The sequence below is a fragment of the Sphingomonas sp. P4_G3 genome, from assembly GCF_056401105.1.
The window spans coordinates 418,841-445,214 of sequence record NZ_JBFUJZ010000004.1; the positions used below are offsets into that span (position 1 = coordinate 418,841).

The 26,374-nt window shown below is 65.2% G+C and carries 23 protein-coding genes; 15 read left to right on the forward strand and 8 right to left on the reverse strand.

Annotated features, from left to right (window positions below; genetic code table 11):
- The first annotated feature begins 168 nt into the window (after positions 1-168).
- A complete protein-coding gene (locus AC1DQQ_RS13820) occupies positions 169-1,017 on the forward strand; it encodes a p-hydroxycinnamoyl CoA hydratase/lyase (RefSeq protein ID WP_478045486.1) in 849 nt (282 codons plus the stop codon).
- Positions 1,018-1,053: 36 nt separating this feature from the next.
- On the opposite strand, the gene AC1DQQ_RS13825 is transcribed toward AC1DQQ_RS13820, so the two are convergent.
- The 3 genes from AC1DQQ_RS13825 to AC1DQQ_RS13835 all read right to left on the reverse strand — a co-directional run bounded on the left by AC1DQQ_RS13825 (position 1,054) and on the right by AC1DQQ_RS13835 (position 4,193).
- A complete protein-coding gene (locus AC1DQQ_RS13825; protein ID WP_478045487.1) occupies positions 1,054-3,201 on the reverse strand; it encodes an acetate--CoA ligase family protein in 2,148 nt (715 codons plus the stop codon).
- Positions 3,201-3,593 (reverse strand): hypothetical protein, encoded by a 393-nt coding sequence (locus AC1DQQ_RS13830; protein ID WP_478041014.1) that lies wholly within the window; start codon positions 3,591-3,593, stop codon positions 3,201-3,203. Before AC1DQQ_RS13830 ends, AC1DQQ_RS13825 begins: the two co-directional genes overlap by 1 nt.
- A gap of 153 nt (positions 3,594-3,746) precedes the next feature.
- Positions 3,747-4,193: a MarR family winged helix-turn-helix transcriptional regulator gene (locus AC1DQQ_RS13835; RefSeq protein ID WP_478045488.1), complete on the reverse strand. Its 447-nt coding sequence runs from the start codon at positions 4,191-4,193 to the stop codon at positions 3,747-3,749.
- Positions 4,194-4,317: 124 nt separating this feature from the next.
- On the opposite strand from AC1DQQ_RS13835, the gene AC1DQQ_RS13840 reads away from it, so the two are divergent.
- The 3 genes from AC1DQQ_RS13840 to AC1DQQ_RS13850 all read left to right on the forward strand — a co-directional run bounded on the left by AC1DQQ_RS13840 (position 4,318) and on the right by AC1DQQ_RS13850 (position 7,733).
- Positions 4,318-5,736, forward strand: a complete 1,419-nt coding sequence (locus AC1DQQ_RS13840; RefSeq protein WP_478041016.1) for an aldehyde dehydrogenase family protein — start codon at positions 4,318-4,320, stop codon at positions 5,734-5,736.
- A 77-nt stretch (positions 5,737-5,813) separates the two neighbouring features.
- Positions 5,814-6,941 carry a cobalamin-independent methionine synthase II family protein gene (locus tag AC1DQQ_RS13845; RefSeq protein WP_478045489.1) on the forward strand — a complete coding sequence of 376 codons (1,128 nt, stop codon included), beginning with the start codon at positions 5,814-5,816 and terminating at the stop codon, positions 6,939-6,941.
- Between the two features lie 45 nt (positions 6,942-6,986).
- The gene (locus AC1DQQ_RS13850; protein ID WP_478041018.1) at positions 6,987-7,733 is read left to right on the forward strand and encodes an IclR family transcriptional regulator; all 747 of its coding nucleotides are present in this window, start codon (positions 6,987-6,989) and stop codon (positions 7,731-7,733) included.
- A gap of 52 nt (positions 7,734-7,785) precedes the next feature.
- On the opposite strand, the gene desA is transcribed toward AC1DQQ_RS13850, so the two are convergent.
- Both desA and AC1DQQ_RS13860 read right to left on the reverse strand, forming a co-directional pair.
- Positions 7,786-9,183, reverse strand: coding sequence for a syringate O-demethylase (gene desA / locus AC1DQQ_RS13855; RefSeq protein WP_478030324.1), 1,398 nt, complete (start codon positions 9,181-9,183; stop codon positions 7,786-7,788).
- Between the two features lies 1 nt (position 9,184).
- On the reverse strand, positions 9,185-9,940 hold the full coding sequence (locus tag AC1DQQ_RS13860; RefSeq protein WP_478041019.1) for an alpha/beta fold hydrolase: 756 nt from the start codon (positions 9,938-9,940) through the stop codon (positions 9,185-9,187).
- Between the two features lie 86 nt (positions 9,941-10,026).
- On the opposite strand from AC1DQQ_RS13860, the gene AC1DQQ_RS13865 reads away from it, so the two are divergent.
- From AC1DQQ_RS13865 to AC1DQQ_RS13885, 5 genes are all read left to right on the forward strand, one after another.
- The gene (locus AC1DQQ_RS13865; protein WP_478041020.1) at positions 10,027-10,899 is read left to right on the forward strand and encodes a methylenetetrahydrofolate reductase; all 873 of its coding nucleotides are present in this window, start codon (positions 10,027-10,029) and stop codon (positions 10,897-10,899) included.
- Between the two features lie 26 nt (positions 10,900-10,925).
- On the forward strand, positions 10,926-11,780 hold the full coding sequence (gene purU, locus AC1DQQ_RS13870) for a formyltetrahydrofolate deformylase (RefSeq protein ID WP_478041021.1): 855 nt from the start codon (positions 10,926-10,928) through the stop codon (positions 11,778-11,780).
- Positions 11,752-12,192, forward strand: a complete 441-nt coding sequence (locus AC1DQQ_RS13875) for a dihydroneopterin aldolase (RefSeq protein WP_478045490.1) — start codon at positions 11,752-11,754, stop codon at positions 12,190-12,192. The genes purU and AC1DQQ_RS13875 overlap by 29 nt, the downstream gene beginning before the upstream one ends.
- Entirely contained in the window at positions 12,182-12,586 is a 405-nt protein-coding gene (locus AC1DQQ_RS13880) for a hypothetical protein (RefSeq protein WP_478045491.1), read from the forward strand. The genes AC1DQQ_RS13875 and AC1DQQ_RS13880 overlap by 11 nt, the downstream gene beginning before the upstream one ends.
- Positions 12,587-12,732: 146 nt before the next feature.
- Positions 12,733-14,295, forward strand: a complete 1,563-nt coding sequence (locus AC1DQQ_RS13885) for a class I adenylate-forming enzyme family protein (RefSeq protein ID WP_478045492.1) — start codon at positions 12,733-12,735, stop codon at positions 14,293-14,295.
- Between the two features lie 251 nt (positions 14,296-14,546).
- Here AC1DQQ_RS13885 and AC1DQQ_RS13890 read toward each other — a convergent pair whose 3' ends face one another.
- Complete coding sequence (locus tag AC1DQQ_RS13890; RefSeq protein ID WP_478041024.1) at positions 14,547-15,452, reverse strand: helix-turn-helix domain-containing protein; 906 nt, start codon at positions 15,450-15,452, stop codon at positions 14,547-14,549.
- 236 nt (positions 15,453-15,688) lie between these two features.
- Entirely contained in the window at positions 15,689-16,591 is a 903-nt protein-coding gene (locus AC1DQQ_RS13895) for an SDR family NAD(P)-dependent oxidoreductase (protein ID WP_478045493.1), read from the reverse strand.
- 139 nt (positions 16,592-16,730) lie between these two features.
- On the opposite strand from AC1DQQ_RS13895, the gene AC1DQQ_RS13900 reads away from it, so the two are divergent.
- From AC1DQQ_RS13900 to AC1DQQ_RS13925, 6 genes are read left to right on the forward strand one after another with little or no spacing between them, the layout of a single operon-like run.
- Positions 16,731-18,146 (forward strand): MFS transporter, encoded by a 1,416-nt coding sequence (locus AC1DQQ_RS13900; protein WP_478030340.1) that lies wholly within the window; start codon positions 16,731-16,733, stop codon positions 18,144-18,146.
- Between the two features lie 55 nt (positions 18,147-18,201).
- On the forward strand, positions 18,202-18,960 hold the full coding sequence (locus AC1DQQ_RS13905; RefSeq protein WP_478045494.1) for a nuclear transport factor 2 family protein: 759 nt from the start codon (positions 18,202-18,204) through the stop codon (positions 18,958-18,960).
- Between the two features lie 35 nt (positions 18,961-18,995).
- Positions 18,996-20,423, forward strand: coding sequence for an NAD-dependent succinate-semialdehyde dehydrogenase (locus AC1DQQ_RS13910; protein ID WP_478045495.1), 1,428 nt, complete (start codon positions 18,996-18,998; stop codon positions 20,421-20,423).
- 13 nt (positions 20,424-20,436) lie between these two features.
- Complete coding sequence (locus AC1DQQ_RS13915; protein WP_478045496.1) at positions 20,437-22,011, forward strand: FAD-binding oxidoreductase; 1,575 nt, start codon at positions 20,437-20,439, stop codon at positions 22,009-22,011.
- A complete protein-coding gene (locus AC1DQQ_RS13920; protein WP_478045497.1) occupies positions 22,008-23,063 on the forward strand; it encodes an amidohydrolase family protein in 1,056 nt (351 codons plus the stop codon). Before AC1DQQ_RS13915 ends, AC1DQQ_RS13920 begins: the two co-directional genes overlap by 4 nt.
- Positions 23,060-24,667, forward strand: a complete 1,608-nt coding sequence (locus tag AC1DQQ_RS13925) for an MFS transporter (RefSeq protein ID WP_478030349.1) — start codon at positions 23,060-23,062, stop codon at positions 24,665-24,667. The genes AC1DQQ_RS13920 and AC1DQQ_RS13925 overlap by 4 nt, the downstream gene beginning before the upstream one ends.
- Before the next feature lie 211 nt (positions 24,668-24,878).
- On the opposite strand, the gene AC1DQQ_RS13930 is transcribed toward AC1DQQ_RS13925, so the two are convergent.
- A complete protein-coding gene (locus AC1DQQ_RS13930; RefSeq protein WP_478045498.1) occupies positions 24,879-26,354 on the reverse strand; it encodes a carotenoid oxygenase family protein in 1,476 nt (491 codons plus the stop codon).
- Positions 26,355-26,374: the final 20 nt, after the last annotated feature.

Below are 26,374 nucleotides of genomic sequence, written 5' to 3' on the forward strand. Positions count from 1 at the left end.
CCGGCACCCGACTCTCAAGCGGCCGGGCGTCCGCCGCGATCCGCATCACGCGCTCGCTTGCTTCCTGCGCTATCGTCGCTATTGTGCGCCTAGCATACAAATAACGGCGAGGGAGAGTCGGCACCTAACCGACCGGCATCTGCCCCGCGCAGACTGGGATGGCGAATGATGAGCGAAGGCAATGCGCAGGATGTGGTGTCGTATCGGGTCGAGGACCGAATCGCCTGGGTCTATTTCGCGCGACCGGAGAAGCGCAACTGCATGAACCCGGCGCTCAACCGGCGCATGATGGAAGTGCTCGACGAGCTCGAATATCGCGACGATGTCGGCGTGCTAGTCTTGAGCGGCGAAGGAACCGCCTGGTCGGCGGGCATGGACCTCAAGGAATATTTTCGCGAGACCGAGGCTAAGGGGCTGCGCGGCGTCCGCCAGTCGCAGCGTGAGAGCTATGGCTGGTTCCGGCGGCTGCGCTGGTTCCAGAAGCCGACCATCGCGATGGTCAACGGCTGGTGCTTCGGCGGCGGCTTCGGCCCGCTTTTCTCGTGCGACCTCGCGATCTGCGCCGATGAGGCGCAATTCGGACTGAGCGAAATCAATTGGGGCATCCTGCCCGGCGGCGGCGTGACCAAGGTCGTTGTCGACCTGTTGTCGATGCGCGACGCGATGTGGATGACGCTGACCGGTGAGCTGATCGACGGCCGCAAGGCGGCGGAGTGGAAGCTGGTCAATGAGAGCGTGCCGCTCGAGCGACTGGAAACCCGCGTTCGCGAAGTCGCCGAGATGCTGCTCAAGAAGAATCCGGTCGCGCTCAAATTCGCCAAGGACGCCGTGCGCCGCGTCGGCTCGATGACGTACGACGAGGCCGAGGATTATCTGGTCCGCATGCAGGAAGCGGCCAATTTCCACGACAAGACCGAAGGCCGCAAGGAAGGCATTCGCCAGTTCATCGACGAGAAGAGCTACAAGCCTGGGCTGGGGTCTTACGACCAGCAAAAGGCCGACGCTTCCCGAAGCTGATGCGGCGCGGCGGCCCCTGTGGCCGCCGCTCGTACCTTAGGTCTGGATCAGGGCGTCCAGCGCGATCGCACCATGGCCGCGCGGATAGACCATTACCGGATTGAGGTCGATTTCGCGGATCGCCGGTGTCGCTGCCACCACCTTGCCGAGTGCTTCGACGAGTGCCGCCACCGCGTCGACATCCATCGCCGGTTCGCCACGGAACCCGTCGAGCAACGGAGCGAGACGCAGGCGCCGCAATTCGGCGGCGATGGCTTCGCGATCGAGGCCGGCGGGAAGCAACCGCACGTCGTGGAGCAGTTCGGCACTGACTCCGCCGAATCCGACCAGGATGGTCGCTCCCCAATGCGGATCGTTGCGCGCGCCGACGATCAGTTCGACGCCGCGCGCCGCCATCGGCTCGACCAGCACGCCATCCAGCATGAGATCGGGCCGCGCCGCGGCAACCGCAGTCTGTAGTTTCGCCCATCCGGCGCGGACCGCTTGTGAATCTGCCAGCCCGACGACCACGCCACCGGCATCGCTTTTGTGCGGCAGCCCCGCAGCCTGAGCCTTGAGCACGACCGGATAGCCGAGCCGTTCGGCGGCGGCGACCGCCTCATCGGCCGATCCGACGAGTGTGCCCGATGGGAACGCGATGCCGCGCGCACCGAGCAGGTCCTTGGCGCGATATTCGGGCACCGTCGCGCCAGCTTCTGGCAGTCCCGCCAGCGGTGCCGCGTCACTTGTCGGAAGAACGGCAATGTCTCCGGCCGACCGCATCCTTGCCAGCGCGCGCAAGGCGCGTTCTGCCGTGGGCAGGTACATCACGCCTTCCGCCCGCAGCGCAGCGACGTCCTCGGCCAGGATGATGCCGCCTTCGTCCACGCCCGCGACGATCACCGGCTTTTCCGGCGGGCTCGCACGCAATGCGCCGAGCACGGCATCGAATTTGATGTGCGACGTGCCGGTGTCGGTTTGGATCAAGGTCACCAGGATCGCCCCGATGCGGTCGTCGGCCGCCAGTGCAGCGATCGTCCGGCCATAGATGCCGGGATCGACCAGCCCTTGCGCGGTCACGTCGAGCGGATTGCTGACCGGCACGAAATCGGGCAGCGCCGCGCGCAATGCTGGGCTGTCAGCATCGCCGAGCGGCGGCAGGACGAGCCCAAGCGCTTCGGCCTGATCGAGCATGATCGCCTTGAACGCCCCCGATTCCGCGATCACGCCGAGCCCCTTGGCCACCGGCGAGGCATAACGCGCGAGCATTTCGACGACGTCGCCCAATTCCTCCAGCGTATCGACCAGAATCACGCCGGCGCGTTCGACATGGACGCGCATCACCTCATAGTCGCCAGCCATCGCGCCGGTATGCGTCGCCGCGCTCGCCGCGCCCGCCGCGCTGCGCCCGGGATGGAGCAGCACCACCTGCTTGCCGGCGGCGCGCGCGGCTCGTGCCGCCGCCAGGAAGCGTGCGGGTTTGCGGAAATGTTCGACGATCATGCCGACCACCGACGTCGCCGGATCGCCGACGAGATGGTCGAGATAATCCTCGACCCCACTGGCCGCTTCGTTGCCGGTCGAGATGTAACAGCTGAGCGGCACCTCGCGCGCGATCATCGTCGTCGCCAGCACCGCCGCCATCGCGCCCGATTGCGACACGATGCCGACCCGGCGGTCGCCATCGACGCGCGGTTCGGGCAGCTCGATGAAGGTAAGCGCGATGCGATCGACGAAATTGACCAGGCCGAGGCAATTGGGACCCTCGACGATCATGTTCGCTTCCGCCGCGATCCGCGCAATCTCCTGCTGGTCGGCGAGGCCTTGCGGCCCATCCTCGGCGAAGCCTGCCGAAAAGACGATCGCCGCGCCGACGCGGCGCCCGGCCAGGCGACGGATCACGTCGAGCACGCCTGCGCGAGGAATCGCGAGCACCGCGACATCGATCCCTTCGGGCAAATCGTCGACCGTGGCGACGCAGCGCCGGCCGCCAATCTCCGCACGTTTCGGATTGACGAGATGAATCTCGCCGTCGAACCCCTGCCGCTCGAGATTGCCTAGAACCGACGCTCCGAGCGCGCCGGGTTTATCCGAAGCGCCGACGATCGCCACCGAGCGCGGCCGCAGCAATCGGTCGAATCGCAAGCCCCCGTCCGCGCCGTTGCCGATGATGTCGTTTTTCGCCGTCGTCGCAATCGTCGCCATCAAAATCCGTCCTCAATCTCGAAATCTTGTACCCGCAGCCAGGCGATGAAATCGCGAAGCGCCAGCGTCGCATCCTCTGCCGACCGGCGATAGGCTTCCGGACTCTCGCGCGCCCGAACGACCGGCCAGGTCGCCTGGTGCAGCGACACGACGTGCCGGACGCCCGACAGCCGCCGACGTGCATCCGATCGCAACTCGGGCGGGCACGATTCGCTGTCGATGAGAAGTCCGGTCGCGCCGATTTCCGCCGTCAGGTCACGGCGCGCGGCGACGATCTCGCGCATGCGATCCTCGCGGCCGGCCAGGAATTCCAGATTGCTCAATATCGCCTCGAGCCGGCCCGCCGCACCTAGCCAGCTGCGGCCGCTATTCGGCGATCCCCCAGTCGTCATCGGCGCGATTCGCACGCGACAAGACGGGCGGCATCGCCGTCATTCCATTCGATGTTTCGACACATCCCCGCCCACTCCGATCTCGCTCGTATGTGGCGAGCGTTTGCCAGATTGTATCTCAAGCAAACAATTTGGCAAGCTGGGTGCTACCCGTCAGTCATCGTCGCGCCGCACCGTGCGCGGTTTCCGGAGTTTCTTGAGCAATGCCATCAGCGTCGTTCGTTCGGCCGCGGTCAGATCGGCGGCGAGGCGTCGATCGGACTCGCGCAATCGGTCGAGCATCTCCGCCACCCGCTCCTCGCCGCCGGGCAGCAGATGCAGGGCATTGGTGCGCAGATCGCGTCCAGGTCGACGCTCGATCAGGCCGCGATCGACCAGCACGTTGACCAGCTTCATCGCGCTCGACCGGTTCACGCTCAACGCCTTGCCGAGCGCGGTCTGATCGCAGCCCGGATTGGCGCGAATGAGCAACAACGCGGTCAGCTTCGCCGGCGTCAGGCCGTATGGCGCGAGCGCCAGCCGCGCATCCTCTATCGCGATCAAATGGGCGAGTTCGATCCTGTACCCCAGTAGCCCGTCGAGATCGCTTCCTTGTTTCATCGGCTGAATACCATCTTGTCAAAATTGTATGCCCGGCGCACAAAGGCCGAAACGTGTCGCATCTTTTCCCGATTGCGACGCTGATTGCCAGCGCAATGCCGGCAGCCGAACAAGGAGAGTGATGATGGAACGCGATTTCAGGATGTTGGTCGATGGCGAACTCGTCGAGGGCGCGACGACATTCGACGTCATCAATCCGGCGACGGGGTCGAGCTTCGCGCATTGCCCCAAGGCCGATCGCGCCCTGATCGATCGCGCCGTCGCCGCGGCCAAGCGCGCTTTCCCGGCCTGGTCGGCGACTCCCATCGAACAACGCGCGGCCCTGGTCGACAAAATCGCGGACGCAATCGAGGCGCGGGCGGGCGAGTTCGCCAGCCTGCTGACCAGCGAACAGGGCAAACCGCTCGACCAGGCGATGTTCGAGATGATGGGCAGCATCTTCACGCTGCGCGCGTTCGCCGCCATGCGGATCGAGCCCAAGACCTTGCGCGATGAAGGCGGCAATACCGTGATCGAGCACCGCACCCCGCTCGGCGTGGTCGCGTCGATCACGCCATGGAACTTCCCCGTCATCCTGCTGATGAACAAGCTGGGGCCGGCACTCGTCACCGGCAACACGATGGTCGCCAAACCCGCGCCGACGACGCCGCTTACCACCTTGCTGGTCGGTGAGATCTGCCGCGATATCCTGCCCGCCGGCGTGTTCAACACGGTGTGCGACCAGAACGACCTGGGCGAAGTGCTGACCACGCATCCGGACGTGGCGAAGGTTGCGTTCACCGGATCGACCGCGACCGGCAAGAAAGTGATGGCCGCGGCCGCGCAAGGCGTGAAGCGCGTGACGCTCGAGCTCGGCGGCAACGATGCCGCGATCGTGCTCGACGATGTCGATCCACGCCAGGTCGCGCAAAAGGTCTATGGCGGCGCCATGGCCAATGCCGGTCAGATCTGCGTCGCGATCAAGCGCGCTTACGTGCCCGAGCCGATGTACGACGAATTCTGCGACGAGCTCGCCCGCCTTGCCAAAGAAGCGGTGGTCGATGACGGCGCCAAGCAGGGCACGCAGGTCGGGCCGGTCCAGAACAAGATGCAGTTCGACAAGGTCATGGCGCTGCTCGACGATGCGAAGGAGCGCGGCACGGTGCTGGCCGGCGGCGAAGCCCTCGATCGGCCCGGCTATTTCATTCCGCCGACGATCGTCCGCGACCTCGACGACGACGCGCCGCTAGTGCGCGAGGAGCAATTCGGTCCGGTGCTGCCGGTGCTCAAATATGACGATATCGACGACGTGATCGCGCGCGCCAACAATTCCGAATTCGGCCTGGGCGGCACCGTCTGGGGCAAGGACCTGGTGCGCGCCACCGATGTCGCGAAGCGGATCGATTCGGGCACCGTTTGGGTCAATCAATATCTGGCGATCGATCCCAACATCCCGTTCCGCGGATCGAAGCAATCGGGCCTGGGCGGCGAACTGGGTGAAGCGGGTCTGCACGAATATACCCAGCCGCACATCATCAACGTCGTCGCGCTCGAGGATGCGTGATTATTCGCGTATATGATCTATACACAAACATGAAATGACGGCATGGTCGTTCGATAGTCCAAAGACGAGGAACGCCCATGCCGATCGCGACGACCCATGTCGGTAGTTTGCCGCGCGGCCCCGAACTGACGCCGCTCTTGCTCGCCCGTGACCATGGCGAGCCCTATGACGCCGACGCGTTCGACACCGCAGTCCAGGCTGCGGTCGATGCGGTGGTGACGGCTCAGATCGACGCGGGCGTCACGGTGATCAGCGACGGCGAACTCGGCAAGGTCGGCTATTCGACCTACATGATCGAACGCCTGTCGGGCTTTGGCGGCCATACCGACCGCCATCCGGCACTCGACCTTGCCCCGCTGCCCGATCTCCGCGCCAAGCTGGCGCATATCATGGGAGCGCAGGAATTCACCCGCGCCTCGTGCATCGCGCCCGTTCGTTTGGTGAACCTTCAGCCGTTGCACGACGACATCCGGCGCTTCCGCGGCGCGCTCGACCGCCACGGCAAGGGCACGCGCGCATTCATGAACGCCGCCTCGCCCGGGCTGATCACCGCGTTCCAGAAGAATGCTTATTATCCCAGCCACGAGGCCTATCTCGCGGACCTCGTCGCCGCGATGCAGCCCGAATATGAGGCGATCGTCGCGGCCGGATTCGAATTGCAGCTCGATTGTCCCGATCTCGCCATGTCGCGCCACACCGGCTATCAGGAAATGGACGAGCCGACATTCCTCAAGACGATCGCGGCCAATGTCGACGCGCTCAATGCCGCGACCGCCAATATCGCGCCCGAACGGATGCGGATGCACATCTGCTGGGGCAATTACGAAGGCCCGCACGACCACGATATCCCGCTCGAGCGGATCATCGATATAGTGCTCAGGGCACGCCCAGCGACCATCCTGTTCGAAGCGGCCAATCCGCGCCACGAGCATGAATGGGTGATCTGGCGCGACGCCGCCATCCCCGATGACAAGCTGCTCGCGCCCGGCCTGATCGACACCTGCTCAAACTATCTCGAACATCCCGAGCTAATCGCGCAGCGAATCGAACGCTTCGCCGGTATCGTCGGCAAGGACCGCGTGGTGGCGAGCACCGATTGCGGATTCGGCACCTTTGCCGGCTACGGCAAGATCGATCCGATCGTGACCTGGGCCAAGCTGCGCAACCTGCGCGAAGGCGCCGATATCGCCGCCGCCCGGATCTAGCTCACGGGAGTAGCGGGCGGCGCCGCGATCGGGCAATAAACGTTCATGGCAGATGCCGCATCATCCCCCGTCAAATCGGCGACACGCACGCTCGACATCATCGAATATGTCGTGGCGCGCGATCGCCCCGTCGTCGCCCAAGAGATTGCGGCGGCCCTGGTCATCCCGGTCAGCAGCCTGTCCTATCTGCTCAACACGCTGATCGATCGCGGTTATCTGGCGCGCGCCGGCCGCCGCTACACCGCCGGCCCCGGCCTCGCCCGGCTACAGGCACGCGCGCACGGCTTTTCGCTGGCCGAGCGGGTCGCGCCATTGGTCCGCTCGTTGCGCGTCCAGCTCAACGAAACCGCATCCTTCTTTGTCCGCGTCGGCTGGGAAGTGGAGGCGCTGGTCACCGAAACCAGCGAGCATGCGCTGCGCTATGCCGTCCAGATGGGCACGCGCACCCCGCTCCACGGCTTCGCGGCGGGCAAGGCCATCCTGGCCGCTCTGCCTCAGGCCGAATTCGAAACCTATCTGGACGAGTCGGAGCGGCGAGCCTTCTCGCCGGCTACGATCACTGATGCCGATGCCTTGCGCGCCGAGATCGCCGCGATCCGTCAGTCAGGCATTGCTCGGACGCGCGAGGAGCATACGCCGGGCATCCAGGGGATCGGTTGCGCCGTATCGGTCGACGGCGAATTGCTCGGCGCGTTCAGCGTCGCCATCCCCTCGGTCCGGTTCGACGCCGAGATCGAACGCCATGCCGCCGAGTTGCTCAAGCGAACGGTGGCTCTATTCGAAGCCGCCTGACCGCATTTCCAGCGACACGAAAGCATCGCCGGAAATGCGGGGACGGAGTCCGTCAGGTCAGCTGGTGGGTGCGCCAGCTCTCGGCATAGCTGTCGCGCGCGACCTCGGAATAGGGGACCGGCGCCACAACCGCCTTGATCTCGGTCTGAACATGGCGCTCGACCGTCGGCTTGCGCGTGCCGCCATCGGGCTCACCCCATAACAACGTGACTTCGGTGCCGGGTACGGCGTGATCGGCCTCGATCATCGCCAGCGTCAGCATCCGCCCTTCATTGGCGCTATAGCTGATCCAGGTCGAAATACCGACCTGCTTTCCGTCCTTCAGCACCTGGTCATAGGGGTGCATCGAATAGACGGCCGATGGGAATTCCATATATTTGGCGCGATCTCCTCGCGTGAATTGCGAACTGATGACGCGCATCAGATCCTCATTGTCGAGCGCCAGCGTCACCTTCTTGCGATGCGGCAGGCCCGCCATCCGTTCCAGCGCATCGCGGCCAATGAAATCGTGGTCGAACTTGACGAACGGGCCGTAGCCGAGGTCCCAGGGTGTCAGATAATAGCCCTCGATCGAATCGGGCACGAAGCTGCCGCCGATCGACGCCTTGCCTTCATAGCTATTGGCCGACAGCCATTCGCGGAAACCGCGCGTCCCTTCACCGGTATAGGTCGCCGGCAAGGGTGACGGGATCCAGCCCGATTCGATCGTGTTCGACGAATAGGTGCGCCCGCCGACCAGCGCCAAACCGAATTCCTTGCCGGCGTCGATCAGCGCGTTGCGCACGACGTCGTAATCGCCCCATGGCCCGAATAGTTCATAGCCGGGCTGTCCCGCCATGCCGTGGCGCAGCGCGCGCACTTCCTTTCCAGCAATCGCGAGCCGCGTCATGTGAAAGAATTTGAGGTCGGGCGGTGTCGTGCCCATCGCCTTTTCCAGCGTTTTCATGGCGTTCGGCCCTTGAAGCTGGAACCGGTAGGAACGACGATTTTCCGGATCGGGACGGACCGCAGTGCGCTCGTCGCGCGACACCGTGACGTTCCAGTCGCCGGTCGCGGCGTGATATTCGATCCATTCGATCGTCGGCGCACGGCCGACCAGGTTGAACTTGTTCTCGTCGAGATAGAACAGGATGACGTCGCCGATGACATAGCCGTCGGGCGTCACCGGCACGAATTGCTTGGCGCGGTCGGGCACGAACCCCTTGAAGCTGTTGACGCCGAGATGGTTGAGCATCGCGAACGCATCGGGTCCCTCGACCGCCAGGTCGACCATGTGGAACGACTGGTTGAACAGCACGCAGGTCTTCGCCCAGGCTTGCTGTTCGCTGCGCCAGTTCGAATATTCGGCCGGCACGCCTGGATAGACATTGGGTCCGCTTTGCTGGTTGCGCAGCAATTCGACGATATCGCCGCTGGCATCCAGCAGCTGTTGCAGGGTCTGTTCGGTCATCTCAGGCTCCTTCAGGACAATATGATTGGGATGATAGGGCGGGCTGTTCCAGCCAGTCCGCGATCGCGGCGTTGAGCGAGTCGGGACGTTCGGCGGGCAGCATGTGCCCTGCCCCCTCGATCACGGCCAAGCGCGCGTCCGGAATAAGCGCGGCGATCGCCTCGTGCTGGACGGGCGGGCTCCAGCGATCCTCGCTGCCGACCGCGACTAGCGTCGGGCAGGTAATCGCCGGTAACAGGCTTTCGACTTCCGGCCGTGACAGCAAGGCGGCAATCTGCGCCTCGAAACGCGCCAGGCCGGCCTCGACGCACATCGCGTGGAGCTTTTGGTAGAGATCGTCGCGCGGTCGCGACGGCGCGATCATCGGCGGGAGCCAGGCATCGACCAGCGCCGCCATGCCACGCTGCCGCCCCAGATCGCGCAAGGCATAGCGCTTAGCCGCCTCGCCTTCCCCCGGCAGATGGACGCCGGTGCTGAGCAATGCCAGCCGATCGACTCGATCGCCTGCCGCTCGCACGATTTCCAGCGCGACGCGCGCACCCATCGAATGGCCGAGCAGCGCGAAGCGTGCGGGAGCAGCATCCAGCACGCGCCGCGCCATATCCCCCAGCGTGGCGGCATCGCCATAATCGGGCACCGGCCACGCTTGGGTGAAGGCCCCCGCCTGCGCCGCGAAGACGCGCGAATCGCACATCAGTCCCGGCAGCATCACGAGCGGGAGAGGTTCGACGGCAGGCTCAGATAAATTCACAGACATGAAGTTTTCATCTATACGAAATATCAAAGTCGCGATAGAGGCTATCGACACGCGGCGGTCGAAACCGCGCAAGAGCGAGAGGGCCCATGGGAATTCCTGTCCTGCACCCCGCCTGGACGCGGCCAGCCAATGGCATGACCGACGGCTATTCGCTCGAAATGACGGCCAAGGATCGCCCCGCTTTGTACGAGGTGGCCAATGCCATCGCGCCCGAAACGCCTGTCGCGATAACGTTCCTGCCCAACGAAACGATGGACGCCCGGATCGACGCCGCGATCGGCCTGCGCGCGCTCGGCTTCGAGCCGATGCCGCACCTCTCGGCGCGTCGCATCACGTCGCACGACGAATTGGCCCAGATGGTGGCGCGGACCACCGCCGAGGCCGGTGTGCGTCGCGTCTTCCTGGTCGCCGGCGATCCGCCCGTCCCTGCCGGGCCATTTGCGGACACGATGTCATTGCTCGAGACCGGGCTGTTCGAACGTCACGGGATCCAGGCGATCGGCATCGCCGGCCATCCCGAAGGGCATCCGGCAATGAACGAGGCCGAACGCTGGGACGCGTTGGCGACCAAGCACGCGGCGATCACCGAACGCGGCATGGCCACGCTGATCGTCACCCAATTCGCCTTCGACGCCGCGCCGATCCTTACCTGGCTGGCGGAACTTCGCGCGCGCGGCATCGACTGCCCGGTCCGCATCGGCGTGCCGGGCCCGGCCGGGATCAAGACCTTGCTGCGTTACGCAGCGCATTGCGGCGTCGGGGCGTCGACGACGGTGATGGCCAAATATGGCGTCTCGCTCACGCGCTTGCTCGGGTCGGCCGGGCCCGACCGGCTGGTCGCCGATTTCGAGCGCGGACTAACGCCGGCGCACGGCGCGGTCCGGCTGCATTTCTACCCGTTTGGCGGGCTCGCCCGAACGGTCGAGTGGATCAACACTTATCGGGCCGCGTCGCATTGACCGGCGTCACTCTTGCGGAGTTTGACGTGAATCCAACCTTCGTCCTGCGCTTGTCCTGCGACGATCGACCAGGCTTGGTCGCCAAGGTCGCGACCGTGCTCGCCGATCATGGCGCGAACATCACTGACGCCCAGCAATTCGACGACCCCGCCACCGGGCGCTTCTTCATGCGCGTCGTCTTCATCGTGACGGGCGGCGGCAGCATTGACGATGTGCGCACCGCTTTCTCTCCAGTGGGAACGGCGATCGGCGCGGATTGGACGATCCACGATGCCGCCGAGCTCAAGCGCGTGCTGCTGATGGTGTCGAAGTTCGACCATTGCCTGGGCGATCTGCTCTACCGCCGGCGCATCGGCGAATTGCCGATGGATGTCGTGGCGATCGTTTCCAATCATCCCAAGACCGCGCTCCACACCACGATGATCGGTGACATCCCGTTTCACCATCTGCCGGTGACCAAGGACAACAAGCACGAGCAGGAAGCGGCGCTGAAGCGGATCGTCGACGAAACCGGTGCCGAGCTGGTCGTGCTTGCGCGCTATATGCAGATCCTGTCGGACGATCTCAGCCGGTTCCTGTCGGGTCGCTGCATCAACATCCATCACAGCTTCCTGCCCGGGTTCAAGGGCGCCAAGCCCTATCACCAGGCGCATGAGCGCGGCGTCAAGATGATCGGCGCCACCGCACATTACGTCACCGCCGATCTCGACGAAGGCCCGATCATCGCCCAGGACGTCGAGCCGATCAGTCACGCCGATACGCCCGACGACCTCGTCCGCAAGGGGCGCGACATCGAACGGCGCGTGCTGGCGGCGGCGGTTGCCTATCACCTCCAGGACCGGGTGTTGCTCAATGGCCACCGCACCGTCGTTTTTCGATAGCGCGCCGTGCGACGCCGCGGCGGCGCGGCCGGTCCGCGACCGCTATGCGCTCGCCACCTATGTCCGCGTCGAAGAGCTCCGGATTTCCGCGCGCATCGGGATCAATCCGGACGAACGCGACCGGCGTCAGCCATTGCTCGTATCCGTCGATCTCCGACTCGCGGACAGGGGGCCGGTTGGCTCGCTTGGCCAGTCGGTCGATTATCGCCGGATCGCCGCCGAAGCCGAGGATCTGGGGTCGGATCATATCGAGCTGATCGAGACCTACGCTCTCCTGCTCGGCGAACGCTGCCTCGAACTGGGGCCGGTGGAGCGCGTCGAGATCATCGTCGCGAAGCCCGAGGCCCTGCCCCGCGGCACCGCCTCGGTACGGATAGCGTTGACGCGGCGGGAGCGGCACGATGGGCAATGACCCCGCGGCTTCCGGCAGTCATGGCGAGGCCGCGCGCCGGCAATATCGGTTGCGGCGCTTTTCCTTCCGGTCCGGGATCAATCCCGACGCGCAGCGTATCCTGGCGGACCTCGCGCGCCAGCTGACGCTGCAGGTCGACGGCATCGAAAGCTGCGACCTGGCGTTCGACCGCGCATCCAATCAGTGGGTCGAATATACCATCCGGACCGACCGCTGCCCGGTCGGCGAGGAAATATCGCCCGACGCCGCCAGGGCGCTGCTGGCGCGGCTTCGCGCGGCGGAACTTGGCGAGGATTATCTGGCGCCCTGCCCGTCGGGCAGCACGGCGACTGAGATCGAGCGACTGCCGGGGGCTAGATCGGATGAAAAACGCGATCGGTTCGGCGTCGGGTGAAGACAGGCATTTCCGTTCGGAAAATTGTATGTAAGACACACGGACGAATCCGACTGTAAGCTGGCGGGAATGGGCCATCGAACGGCCGAGCGTCGGAATGCGGAAGCGTTCGACAACGATAAGTATGGCGCAGGGAGAGAGCGGCGATGCGCAACATCGATTATTTCGACAAGCAGGCGCGACTGCATCCCGATCGCATCGTGCTGGTCGCCGGCGACGAAAGCTACACTTATGCCGAGATGGCCAAGCTGTCGCAGCGGCTGGCCGGCGCGCTGATCGCGGACGGCCTGGAGCGCCAGGAAGCCGTCGCGGTAATGTCGCCCAATCACGGCTCGGTGCTGATCGCGATGCTCGGGCTGTGGCGCGCGGACGCCGCCTGGATTCCGGTCAATACGCGCAACGCGCTCGACGCCAATATCCAGTATCTCAACTATGTCCGCGCCAGCTGGCTATTCTATCATTCGAGCTATGCCGCCGACGCGCACGCCGTCGCACAGCAAGTGCCGACGATCCGGCGTCTGATCTGCCTCGACGCCGAGGAAGGCGGCAATGCCTCGCTTGACAATTATATGCTGCCGGAGGGTTCGCCCCCGGTGCCCGATGGCGGCGACCCGACCGGCAATGGTGAGGATCTGGCCGCCATCATCGCCACGGGCGGAACCACCGGCCCGGCCAAGGGCGTGCGCGTGCTCAACCGCAGCTGGGGCACGATGCTGGAGACGATCGCGCATCTCATGCCGGCCGAGACTCCGGTGTTCCTCGCGACCGCGCCGCTGACCCATGCCGCCGGCCCCTTCACCATGGCGGGAATCGCGATGGGCGCGACAGTGGTGGTCCTGTCCGGCTTCGACGCAGATACCGTGATGGCGGCGATCGGCGAGCATCGCGTGACCCATATGTTCCTGCCCCCCACCGCGCTCTATTCGATGCTGGCTCATCCGCGCGTCAGCGAATTCGATTATGCGAGCATGCGCTATTTCCTGCTCGCCGGATCGCCGGTTTCGCCGGACAAATTGCGTCAGGCGGTCGGCGTATTCGGCCCTTGCATGTGCCAGAGTTATGGACAGACCGAATGCCACCTCGTCGCCACCTGGCTGTCGCCTGAGGTCGTCGCGGCGGCCGCGCGCGGCGAGCATCCGGAACGGCTGGGCAGCTGCGGCACGGCGACGCTTTCGGTACGCGTCGAGTTGATGGACGATGACGGCAACATCCTGCCGACCGGCGAAGTAGGCGAGATCGTCGCGCGCGGCGGGATCGTCGGCGGCGGCTATTTCGAGCTGCCCGAGGCGAGCGCCGAAGCCTGGGAGCATGGCTGGCACCATACCGGCGACGTTGGCCGGCGCGACGAGCACGGTTTCTATTATATCGTCGACCGCAAGAAGGACATGATCGTCTCGGGCGGGTTCAACGTCTTCCCGGTCGAGGTCGAGGCCGCGATCATGGAACTGCCCGAGGTGATCGAGGCCGCGGTCATCGGCGTGCCCGACGAGAAATGGGGCGAAGCGGTGACGGCGTTGGTCGTTCTGTTGCCCGGACAATCGCTCGACGCCGAGGCGATCCGCGCGCATTGCAAGGCGCAATTGGGCAGCGTGAAGGCGCCCAAGACCGTGCTGTTCCGTAGCGAATTGCCGCGCACCCCGGTCGGCAAACCCGACAAAAAGGCGATGCGCGCCGAATTCTGGTCCGGGGCCGGTCGCAACGTCAATTGATCGGACGGAGGTGATCGCTAGGTTGAGAACCAAAATAAGTCGTTGCTCTTAAAGAGATTTACTTCCAAAACTCGTCGTCCCAGCGAAAGCTGGGATCTCAAGCGGCATCGCGTTACCGCCAGAGACCAACATCGGGTCGGATCGTCCCCCGGACGATCCTTGAGCATGCGGGGCATGCTCAACCCGATGTTCTTTCGTTGGGGTGACGGGAAGATTCCGCGGGGATGACGACGGGACTATGAGTCCCCAACCTAAGCCCTATCGCGCCAGGCGCTCGGCGTCTGTCCGAAACGGCGGCGGAAGCAGCGGCTGAAAAAGGCCGAATCGGAAAACCCGACATCGAACGCGATCTGCGTCACCGACCGCCCGTCGCGGCGGCGGAGCGCCTCCGCCGCGCGCTGCAGCCGCTGCTCCGCGATGAACCCGGTCGGCGTCGCGGCGACATGCCGCGCGAATGCCTTCTGCACCGCGCGCGCGCCAAGCCCGGTCATCTCGGCGATGCGCGCGGTGCCGAGTTCGGGATCGTGCAGATGCGACAGGGCGTAATCGATCGGATCGCGCGGCGCCTCGGCTTCTCTCGGCGAGCCGCTGAGACACGCCATCCGGGCAAGACCCGCGAGCACACCGTCCACGCCTTCTTCCAACCGGTCGAGCTTCGCGCGTTCGGCCCATAGTCCCTCGAGCATCCTGCCGAACAGCGCAACGTGCGGGTCGTGCCCGTCCAGCATATGCGCGTGCCAGTCGCGCGCTGCCGCTTCGGCGCCGAGCATGGGCGCCGGGACATGGACGATCAGGCAATCGTTGGTATCGGAAATGTCGATCGTGTACGGCGTGGCTTCGTCAGCGATGACGATATCCCCTCCCCCCGCGATCGCGACGCGGCCCGCCTGGGTCATCATCAGCCTGCCGCGGCGCTGAAAGTGGAAAACCAAGTTGCGGTCGTCGCGCACGTCGCGCGTGCGCTCGACGCGGGCCCGGTCGCTGCGCGCATGTGCGACCGCCATCTTACCGATCGACCAGCGCGCCAGATCGGCACGGATTCCGGCAGGCACATCGGCGACCATGCCGGGAAAGGTCTCGGCGACCAGCGAGCGCCAGAAGTCCTGCCGCCGTTCGTGCGGCACCATGCGGGTGGTGAACAGCTCGACCGTGCTCAACGGACTTGCCCTGGCGGCTCGGCGAGCAGCGAAAGGCCACTCTCGCTTTCCGGCGTCGCCCGCGTGTCGCGCTTTAACCCGTCGTACCAGCGATCCATCGCCCCTCCCGCTCACCGGTCTTACCGGACGAACCTATGCTCCGCCCGATCTGCGCCGGGCTGATGGCGATATTGTATCCCTATCATACTTTTTGCACAAGCGCGGGGCGCTATGGCGACTCGTCGAGTCGCGGGACCTTAGCCGTCGCCACGAGCTGCTTGCCGTGCCGCGCGATAGCCGTCGCGTCGCATCTTCTCGAAGGCGAGCCGCTGCTGGAACGCCGAATCCTCCGGATAATCGCGAAACGCGTCGAGGATATCGTCGAACACTTCGCGCAATTCGTCACGAAATTCCGGATGCGAGAAGATGTAGAAGCGGTTGGCGCGGACCGCCTCGATCACGCGCGCGGCGATGACATCGGGCTCCATCCCGGCCTGATGGATCTGCTCGAGCCGTCCGACGCTCGTCGGGTCGACCGCTTTCGCTCCCGCCTTCAACTCGTCCGGGCGCACCTCGTCGCTCGCGAAGATGTGACTCTTGACCAGGCCGGGGCAGAGCACCGAGACGCCGATGCCGTGCGGCGCCAGGCTGTAGCGCAACGATTCACTCATCCCGCGCACGGCGAATTTGGCGGTATTGTAGATGCCCGGCTGCGGCCCGCAGAGAAAGGCGGCCATCGACGCGGTATTGACGATATGCCCGCCGCCGCCTCGCGCTTTCATCCGCGGAACGAAGGTCATCACCCCATTGACGACGCCGTGGAGATTGACGCCGAGCACCCAATCCCAATCGTCATAGGACGAGTCGTCGATCGTCTGGAACAGGTTCACCCCGGCATTATTGAACACCAGGCTGACGGGCCCCAATTCCGCCTCCACCCGATCGGCGGCGGCGGCGAAACCTTCGCGCGACGCGACGTCGAGCTGAACGCCGATCACGTCCTGATTGTCGAGCGTCGCGAGTGCCGCGTCGATCGCGTCCTGGCGGATATCGGCCAGCGCGACCTTGCACCCTTCGGCCAGCAAGGCGCGGACGAGCCCGAGTCCGATGCCGTTGGCACCGCCGGTGACGAACGCCGTGCGTCCAGCCAGATCCTGCAATTCGTCTCTCCCATGACCGGCGGAAATTTGTTTCCCACCGCACGCATTTTTGTCTCGCCTTTTGTATCCAACACGTACAATTTGCCAAGCGGAAACGATGGGCCCGCAAGCGGCCCACGTCACGGTGAGAGGAATGCCCATGGCGATCGGGATCGCGACGGCGGCGGACATGACGACCGGCGAACGGGAAGCGGAGGCTGCGCCGCATCCTTCGCGCATCTGGCCCTCGACACCGCGCGCTTACTGGGCGTTGGCGGTGATCGTGCTGGCGACCTTCCTGACTTTTTTCGATCAGGTCGTGTTCGGCATGCTGGCGCAGCGCATCAAGACCGATTTCGGCCTGAGCGATGCCCAACTCGGCTTTCTCGGTGGACCGGCCAGCATCATCTGCTATCTGTTCGTCGGCATTCCGCTGGCGCGGCTCGCCGATATCTATCCGCGCAAATACGTGCTGGCGGGCGGCGTGGCGGTGATCGGATCGATCATCGCACTCGGCGGCCTGGCGCAGAACTTCGCCCAGTTCGTCGGCTCGCGCGTCTTTCTCGCGGCTGGAGGATCGGCACACGCCCCGGCATCCTATTCGCTGCTGGCCGACGCCTTTCCGCCGCGCAAGCTGACTCGCGCTTTCGCCTTGCTGCAGTTCGGCTTCATCGGCGGCACGACGTTGGGCCCGATCGTCGGCGGGATGCTGATCGCGATGACCGCGCATTGGGCGCCGACCGAATTTGGCGGCCTCCGGATCTTCGCCTGGCAATGGATCATGATCTGGGTCGGGCTGCCCGGCCTGCTGGTCGCTTTGCTGTTCCTGACGGTGAAGGAGCCGCCCCGCCTCGCGCCCGCGCCCGACGCGCCACAGCCGCCGCGCGACGCCTCGCTCGCCCGCCGCATGCTGACTTTTACCGGGCTCGACGCGATCCGCGCGATCCATGCCCGCCGCCGGGTCTATTATCCCCTGTTCGCCGGACTCGCGCTGAGCGCGATCGAGGTGTTCGGGCTTCAATTCTGGCGAGTCCCGTTCATGATCCGCACCTTCGGTTGGGACGAGCGCCAGATCGGCGCGGTGATGGGCGGGATGATCCTGATCGCCTCGCTGGCGGGACTGGTGCTCGGCGGCGTGCTGGTCGAGTGGCTGGCACGGCGTCACAAGGACGCCAACGTCCGCGCCGCGGCGATCCTGTTCGGCGGCGTGACGATCTGTTCGATCCTGTCGCCGCTGATGCCCAACGGCTATCTGTCGCTCGGCGTGATGAGCGTCGGCGCGATGTTCGGCATCGCCGGCGCGGTACCCCAGAATGCCGCGATCCAGCGCGTCGCACCCAATGCGATGCGTGGCCAGGTCACCGCGATCTACCTGTTCATGTTCACCTTCTTCGGCGCGATGGGCAGCTTCGTCGTCGGGCTGGTGCAGGATTATGTGATCGGCGACGAAGCGCAGTTGTGGAAGACGCTGGTGCTGACCGCGTCGATCCTGCTGCCGATCGCCACCTTGTGCATGGTGCGCGCCATCAAACCCTATCGCGAGGAAGTCGAGCGGCTGGAAGCGGCGGGAAGTTGACTCGCTCGCGCGGGCGGCGCACATTGTACGCAAAGCATACAATTAGGAGAGATTGATGTCCGAGGCCGATCGCATCGCGAAGCTCGAAGAGACTGTCCGGCAATTGTCTCGCCGCCTGCTGCAGCGCGAGGACGAGCTCGATATCCGCAAGCTCCAGCACCTCTATGGCTATCTGATCGACAAATGCCTCTACAACGAGACGGTCGACCTGTTCACCGACGATGGCGAAGTGCGCTTTTTCGGCGGCGTGTGGAAGGGCAAGGAAGGTATCCGCCGGCTCTATGTCGAGCGGTTCCAGAAGCGCTTCACCCACGGCAATAACGGTCCGATCGATGGCTTCCTGCTCGATCACCCGCAGCTCCAGGACATTATCGACGTCGAACCCGACGGCGAGATCGCCTATGGCCGCGCGCGCTCGATGATGCAGGCCGGCCGACACAAGGATTATGCCGATTCGAGCAACCCGATGATGGGCGCGCGCCAATGGTGGGAAGGCGGAATCTACGAGAACACCTATCAGAAGGTCGACGGAGTCTGGCGCATCAAGGTGCTGAATTACCTGCCGCAATGGCATGCCGATTTCGAGACCGGCTGGGCCAATACGCGGCCCGAATACGTCCCCTTCCCGACCCAGACCTTTCCCCAGGATCCGACCGGCCCCGACGAGCTGATCGCCGACAGCTGGCTATGGCCGACCCACAAATTGGTGCCCTTCCACATGAAGCATCCGGTGACCGGCAAGGAGATCGTCGCCGAGCGCTGGCAGGGGGACGTCGACCGCGAACAGGCCAGGACGGCGGAGCCCGCGGTCTAGTCTCGAGTAGCGCTCACCAACAACGCAGGACGCCGATGACCTATCCCGAACTCTGCATGGTGATCGACGGCGAGCGCGTTCGCGGCGGAGGGCGGCGAACGCATGACGTGGTCAATCCGGCGACCGGCGAAACGCTCGCCGCGTTGCCGCTGGCCGACCCCGCCGATCTCGACCGCGCGCTCGATGCTGCCGCGCGCGGTTTCCGGCGCTGGCGCAATTCGACCCCGCACGAACGCGCCGCCGTGCTGCAAGGTGCGGCGCGGTTGATGCTCGAACGCCAGGACGAGCTCGCCCGCGTCGCGGTGCTCGAGCAGGGCAAGACCCTGGCCGAGGCCAAGGTCGAGGTGCTGATGAACGTCGGCCTGTTCAATTTCTACGCCGGCGAGGTCTTCCGCCTCTATGGACGGACGCTGGTGCGTCCGACCGGCCAGCGATCGACCGTCAGTAAGGAACCGGTCGGGCCGGTCGCGGCGTTCGCGCCGTGGAACTTCCCGATCGGTAATCCCGGCCGCAAGCTGGGCGCGCCAATCGCGACGGGATGCTCGGTGATCCTCAAGGCGGCTGAAGAAACCCCGGCCTCGGCGCTCGGCGTGCTGCAATGCCTGCTCGATGCCGGCCTGCCCGGCGAGGTGGCGCAAGCGGTGTTCGGCGTGCCTGACGAAGTATCGCGGCACCTGCTCGGCTCGCCCGTCATCCGCAAGCTGAGCTTCACCGGCTCGACCGCGATCGGCAAGCACCTCGCGAAGCTGGCCGCAGACGACATGAAGCGCACCACCATGGAGCTTGGCGGCCATGGCCCGGTACTGGTGTTCGACGATGTCGATGTCGATCAGGTGCTCGATACGATGGTCGCCGCCAAATATCGCAACGCCGGCCAGGTCTGCGTCTCCCCTACCCGCTTCATCATCCAGGAGGACGTGTACGACCGGTTCCGCGCCGGCTTCGCCGAGCGCGCGGGGCAGATCACCGTCGGCGACGGGCTGGACCCCGCGACCCGGATGGGACCGATGGCCAATCCGCGCCGCCCGGATGCCATGGAGCGACTGATCGGCGACGCGACTGCGCGGGGCGCGAATTTGCTGTCGGGGGGTGGGCGGATCGGCAATCGCGGCTTCTTCTACCAGCCGAGCGTGCTGTCCGACATCCCGCTCGACGCCGCGATCATGAACGAAGAGCCGTTCGGCCCGGTCGCCGTGATCAACCCGTTCGCCGGCGAGGAAGCGATGATCGAAGAGGCGAACCGCCTTCCCTATGGACTCGCGGCTTACGCCTGGACGCGCGATTCGGGGCGGCAGCGGCGCCTCGCGCGCGAGATCGAGAGCGGGATGGTCGGGATCAACACGACCATGATCGGCGGCGCCGACGCGCCGTTCGGCGGCGTCAAATGGTCCGGCCACGGATCCGAGGACGGCCCCGAGGGCGTCGAGGCGTGCCTGGTGACCAAGGCAGTCCACGAGGGGTAGAGGGAGGCGGCAAATGCCGGACGTAGCGGACGTTCCAATTGCGGCGATCGATGCTGCGCTCAAGGAGCTGGCCAATATCCTCGGCCAGGACGGGTTGATCGTCGATGAAGCCAAGGTCGCGGAGTTCCGCGACCCTTTCGCGCCGCCGACGGGCCGGTGGTACGAACCCGGCGCGGTGCTGATGCCGACCAGCGTCGAGCAGGTGCAGGAGGTGCTGCGCGTCGCCAACAGCTACAAGACGCCGCTCTGGGTCAACGGCCAAGGTCGCAACAACGGTTATGGCGGACCGGCACCGCGGGTGTCGGGATCCTTCGTCATGTCGATGCGGCGGATGAACCGCGTCCTCGACGTCGACGAGGATTCCGCTTGGGCGCTGGTTGAATCCGGCGTCACTTTCTTCGACCTGCACGACCACCTCAAATCGACCGGGTCCAAGCTCTGGATGTCGGTGCCCGATCTCGGCTGGGGCAGCATTGTCGGCAACGCGCTGGAACATGGCGTGGGCTATACGCCGCTCGGCGATCACTTCGACGCCAAATGCGGGATGGAGGTAGTGCTCGCGAACGGCGAGTTGCTGCGCACCGGGCTCGGCGGGCTCGAGGCGCCCCGCGCCTGGCACGTCTATAAACATGGCTGCGGACCAACACTGGACGGCCTGTTCAGCCAATCCAATTTCGGCGTCGTCACGAAAATGGGAACGTGGCTGATGCCCGCTCCCGATTGCTACATGCCCGGCTGGCTGACCTTGAAGAAGGACAGCGACCTTGAGGTGATGCTCGAGCGGCTCCGCCCGCTGATGCTCGACGGCACGATCCCCAACCAGCCGATGATCATCAACGCGGTCTGCGCCGCCTCGGCTTTCTGGCAGCGCGATCACTGGTACACGGGCGACGGTCCGATCCCGGAGGACGTGATCGACAAGATCGCCGAGACCCCCGGTTTCGGCCGCTGGGTGATGCGCTTCGCGCTCTATGGCGACGAGAAGATCGTCGAGCGTCAGCGCGAGATCGTTCAGGATGCGCTGGGCACGATTCCCGGGGCAACAATCGACTTCACCAAATATGACGGGCACGCTCTGCCCGAATTCGACAACCCGCATCACCGCGTGCAAGCTGGCGTCCCCAGCCTTGCCCTCGACCAGATGACACGCTGGTACGGTGGCGAACAAGGAGGCCATATCGGCTTTTCCTCGGCGACACCGATCACCGGGCGCGACGGCGGCGCGATCCGCGATCTGGTGCGCGAGCGCCTTTACGCGGCCGGGCTCGATTATAGCGGCGTCTATGTCGTCACCAAGCGCGCGCTGATCCATGTCGGGCTGGTCGTGTTCGACACCCAAAATGCGAAGCAAGCCGATGCCGCTTATGCCGCGTGCAAATTGATGGTCACCGACGCGGCGAAGATCGGCTATGGCGAATATCGCTCGCACCTCGATTTCATGGACTTGGTCGCCGACCAATACAGCTTTGGCGATCACGCCCAGCGCCGCTTCGCCGAAACGATCAAGGATTGTGTCGATCCGAACGGCATCCTGTCCCCCGGCAAGCAGGGCATCTGGCCCCGCGCCTATCGCGAGGCCCACCAATGACCCATGCGCTGAACACCGGCGGCGACCGCGGCTATCTTCGTATCGCGACCGAAGAGGCGTTTGCCACGCGCGAGCAGATCGACGCCTATCTGCGCATGGTGGGCGACGGCACCGCCGATAAGGGCATGACGTCGTTATGGGGCTTCTATGCGCGGTCGCCGTCGGAGCGCGCGATGCTGATCATCGAGCGGTTGCTCGATCTCGGCGAGCGCAGGATCGCCGACATGGACGCGACCGGGATCGATGTCGCGATCCTGTCGCTCACCTCGCCCGGGGTTCAGCCGCTGCTCGACACCGACGAGGCCAAGGCGATGGTGGCGCGCGCCAACGACTATCTCGCCGAACGCTGCGCCGCCTATCCGACGCGGTTCGTCGGCATGACCTCGATCGCGCCGCAGGATCCCGAATGGTCGGCAGCCGAGATCCGACGCGGCGCGGCCGAGCTGGGCTTCAGGGGCGTGATGGTCAACAGCCACACCCACGGCCATTATCTCGACGAGCCGCAATTCGACCCGATCTTCCGCGCGCTCGCCGATACTGGCCAGCCGCTCTACATCCATCCCCAGACCCTGCCCGACGCGATGATCGGTGGCATGATCGAGGCCGGGCTGGACGGCGCGATCTTCGGCTTCGGCGTGGAGACGGGGATGCACTTGCTCCGGCTGATCACCACCGGCATATTCGATCGCTATCCCGACCTCCAGATCGCGGTCGGCCATGGCGGCGAGGCGATTCCTTATTGGCTCTATCGCATCGATTTCATGCACAAAGCTGGCGTCGCCTCGCAACGGTACGAGCGGCTCAAACCGCTCAAGAAGGGCATGGTCGCCTGCCTGCGTGAGAATGTGCTGGCGACCACCAGCGGCCTCCCCTTCCCGCCGGCCATCAAGCTAATGCTCGAGGTGATGGGCGAGGATCGCGTGATGTACGCGATGGACTATCCTTATGAATATGTCGCCGACGAGGTGCGCGCGCATGATCTGCTCGACATTCCCGACGCGACCAAGAAGAAGCTGATGCAGACCAACGCCGAACGCGTGTTCGCGCTGTGAGCCAAAGCGCCACCCGGCCGCTGCCCGGCGCCTGGTATGCGCTGGCGCTGGTCGCTGCGACCCAGGCGATCAGCCTGCTCGACCGCAACATCCTCGCGATCCTGGCGCCGGCGATCAAGGCCGACCTGAAGATCGGCGATGCCGAGATGGGTCTGCTCTACGGCACGGTATTCGCGCTGTTCTACGCGCTGTTCTCGCTGCCGCTGGGGCGGCTGGCGGACGGCTGGGTCCGCACCCGGCTGTTGGCGATCGCCATCCTCTTCTGGTCGCTCGCGACCGGCACGGCTGCGTTCGCCGGCGGCTTTCTGCTGCTGATGCTGTCGCGGCTGGGCGTCGGCATCGGCGAGGCCGCATCACAGCCCGCCGGCACCAGCCTGCTCTACGATTATTTCCCGCGCCGGCGCCGCGGGACGGTGATGGCCATCCTGGCCGCTGCGGTCGCCATCGGACTTGGCGGGTCGCTGGTGATCGGCGGTGGCGCGGCCGATTGGTGGCATCGGTGTTATCCGGCCGGCGGCGCGCCGCTGGGGCTGGCCGGCTGGCAATTCGCCTTCCTGGTCGCGGCCTTGCCGGGGCTGCTGATCGCTCCCCTGATGTGGCGCGTGCGCGAGCCGGAGCGCGGCGCGGTAGACGGCATCGCGACGCCGCGCGACCCCCATCCGTTCGGCGCCAGCCTGGGCGTGCTCGGCGCGATCACGCCTGGCATCCACTGGGTCGCGCTGGCGCGGCGGCGCGCGACCGCGCGCGACTGGCTGGTCAATGCCGGCATCCTCGTCCTGATCGTTGCCGCCATGGTCGCCGCGATCCGTTGGGCCGAAGCCTTTTCGCCCCGGCCGCCGTTGATCCTCGGCGGCGTCGCGGTCAGCCCGCACGTGCTGCAATGGAGCGTGATCGGCTTCGGCATCTTCGTCATCGCCAATCTGCTCCAGGCGTTGCGCCGCAACGATCCGCCGGCCTTCGCGGCGATCGCGACCTCGCCCTCGGTGATCCTGTGCATCGCGGTCGGCGCTTTGCAGGGCGTGGTCAATTATGGCGTAATGGGGTTCACCCCCTCGTTCCTGATGAAGACCTATCACTTATCGCCAGGCGCGACCGGGCTCCAGTTCGGGCTGCTCGCGGCGGCGCTCGGTGTGATCGGGCCACTGATCGCCGGACCGCTGTCGGACCGGCTGAGCGGTGGCCGGCCGCGCGAGCGGGTATGGGTCACGCTGTTCGCGCTCGGCGTATCGCCGCTAATCGCCTTCTGGGTCTATCGCGCGCCCTCGGCGGGCGCCTTCTACTTCCGCTTCACCTTTTACAGCCTGGTGCTGACGATGTGGATGCCGCCGCTTTATGCCGTGCTTTACGATCAGGTGCTGCCGCGGATGCGGGGGATCACTTCGAGCATCTATCTGTTCGCGATGACGATCATCGGCCTGGGCATCGGGCCCTATGCCGTCGGACTGGTAAGCGACGCCACGCACGGCGACCTCGCCACCGCGATCCTCTCGGTCAATTGGGTCGCGCCGCCGATCGTCATCATGCTGGTGATCCTCGCCCTGCGCGTCAATCGCGACCAGGCGTCATTGCTCGACCGAACGCGCGCGGCTGGGGAAAAGGTTTAGGTTGAGAACCCAAATAAGCCGTTGTTCTTAAGCGATCCATTTCCAAAGCTCGTCATCCCAGCGAAAGCTGGGATCTCAAGCGACATCGCGTCACCGCCAGAGACCCCAGCTTACGCTGGGGTGACGGCGGGATTCCGCGGGGATGACGATAGGAATATGAGTCCCCACCCAGGGGCCCCGCTTCTGCGGGAACCCTGGGATGCTTTACGGCTTAGGCCGCCTCGGCCAGCCCGATCTCCTCGGCGGTCGCCCAATTGCCGTGCAGCCCGAAGCGCAGCCGGATCGGGATGCGCACTTCGGCGATCGGCCCCTTTTCGATGTCGAGCGCGTCGAACAGCAACAGGTCCGAACGATGCTCTTCGAGCCGGTTGCAGACCTGGACGATCCAGCCATCGCCTTCTGCGGCATCGGGCCCGCGCGGGATGAAGCAGGGCTCCTGCAGCGACGAGACCGGGCCGCACCAATATTTCTGTTCGCGCCCGGTCTCGTGATCGACCAGGCCGAGCGTGTTCATGATCATGCCCCCGGCGCTGCCGCCCTTGAGCTCGACCGGTTTGGTCGGATCGATCACCAGCATCCAGCCATAGCGATAGGGCAGTCCGGTGCGGCGTTCGTCGATGCGGGGAAATTCGCCCATCATCCCGGTCAGCCGCTCGAAGCTTTCGAACGTGTCGGAATTGGACGCCATATCGACCGTCCAGCGCGTCAGGAAGCTCGCCGCTTCCATCGGATTGAACGGCGCGCCATGGATGTCGGGGAAGAACGGAAACATGTTGTTCTTCGCTTCTGGCGTATCGAAATGGATCCTGGTCCCGTCCTGGAACGCGTTCATGACATGGCTGGCGAAGCAATTGTCGCGCTTGAACCAGCGTATGTCCTCCGCCGTCGCGTCCGCCCGCCGCGGCAATACGCCGAGATAGACTGGCAAGGTCGTGTCGAAGCCGAAATGCGGCAGGCCCTTTTCGAGCCGCTCCCAGTTAGAGGTCGAGGGCACGACGTGGAACAGCGCGTAATCGGGCGTGATCGCGAAATCGTGCATCATCGCGTAATAAGGCAGCTCGAACCACAATTCCTGCTTCAGCTCGCCATCGGGCGACACGACATAATAGGTCATGTCGCGCGTCAGCACGCCCTTGGCGGCATAGCCGAACGCGATCATGTCGCCAGTTGCCGGATCGACCTTGGGATGCGCGGTGAAGGTCTGCCCCGTCATCGCGCCGTTGAACCAGGTATAGCCCTCGGTCTCGAGCGTCGCCGGGTCCATCACCAGCGCCGGGCTGTCTTCCTTCAGCGCGTAGAGCTTGCCGCCATAGACGAAGGCGTTGGTATTGGCGGTGCCGCGGATCCGGCCCTTCACGCTCTCGTCGTCGGTCAGGGGGTTGCGATAGGCGCCGAACAAGGCATGGCCGGCCCCATGCTCCAACTGCCATTTGTCGGTCTTGGCCCAGCGCTGGCGGAAATCGACGCGGCCGCCATGGAAGCGGAACATCGTGATCATGCCGTCGCCGTTGAAGGCGATGTCGTCGCCCAGTCGCGGCGCGAATTGGGGGTCGGGCTGGACGCGATAGAAGGCGCCGTCGAGCTCGACCGGAACCGCGCCTTTCACGTCGAGATCGGCAATATCCGCCTCGATCCGCGACGGCGTATTGAAGCCGGTGAACGACGGCGTGTCGGGGAAATGCGTCACGGCCGATCCTCTCTTTGTTA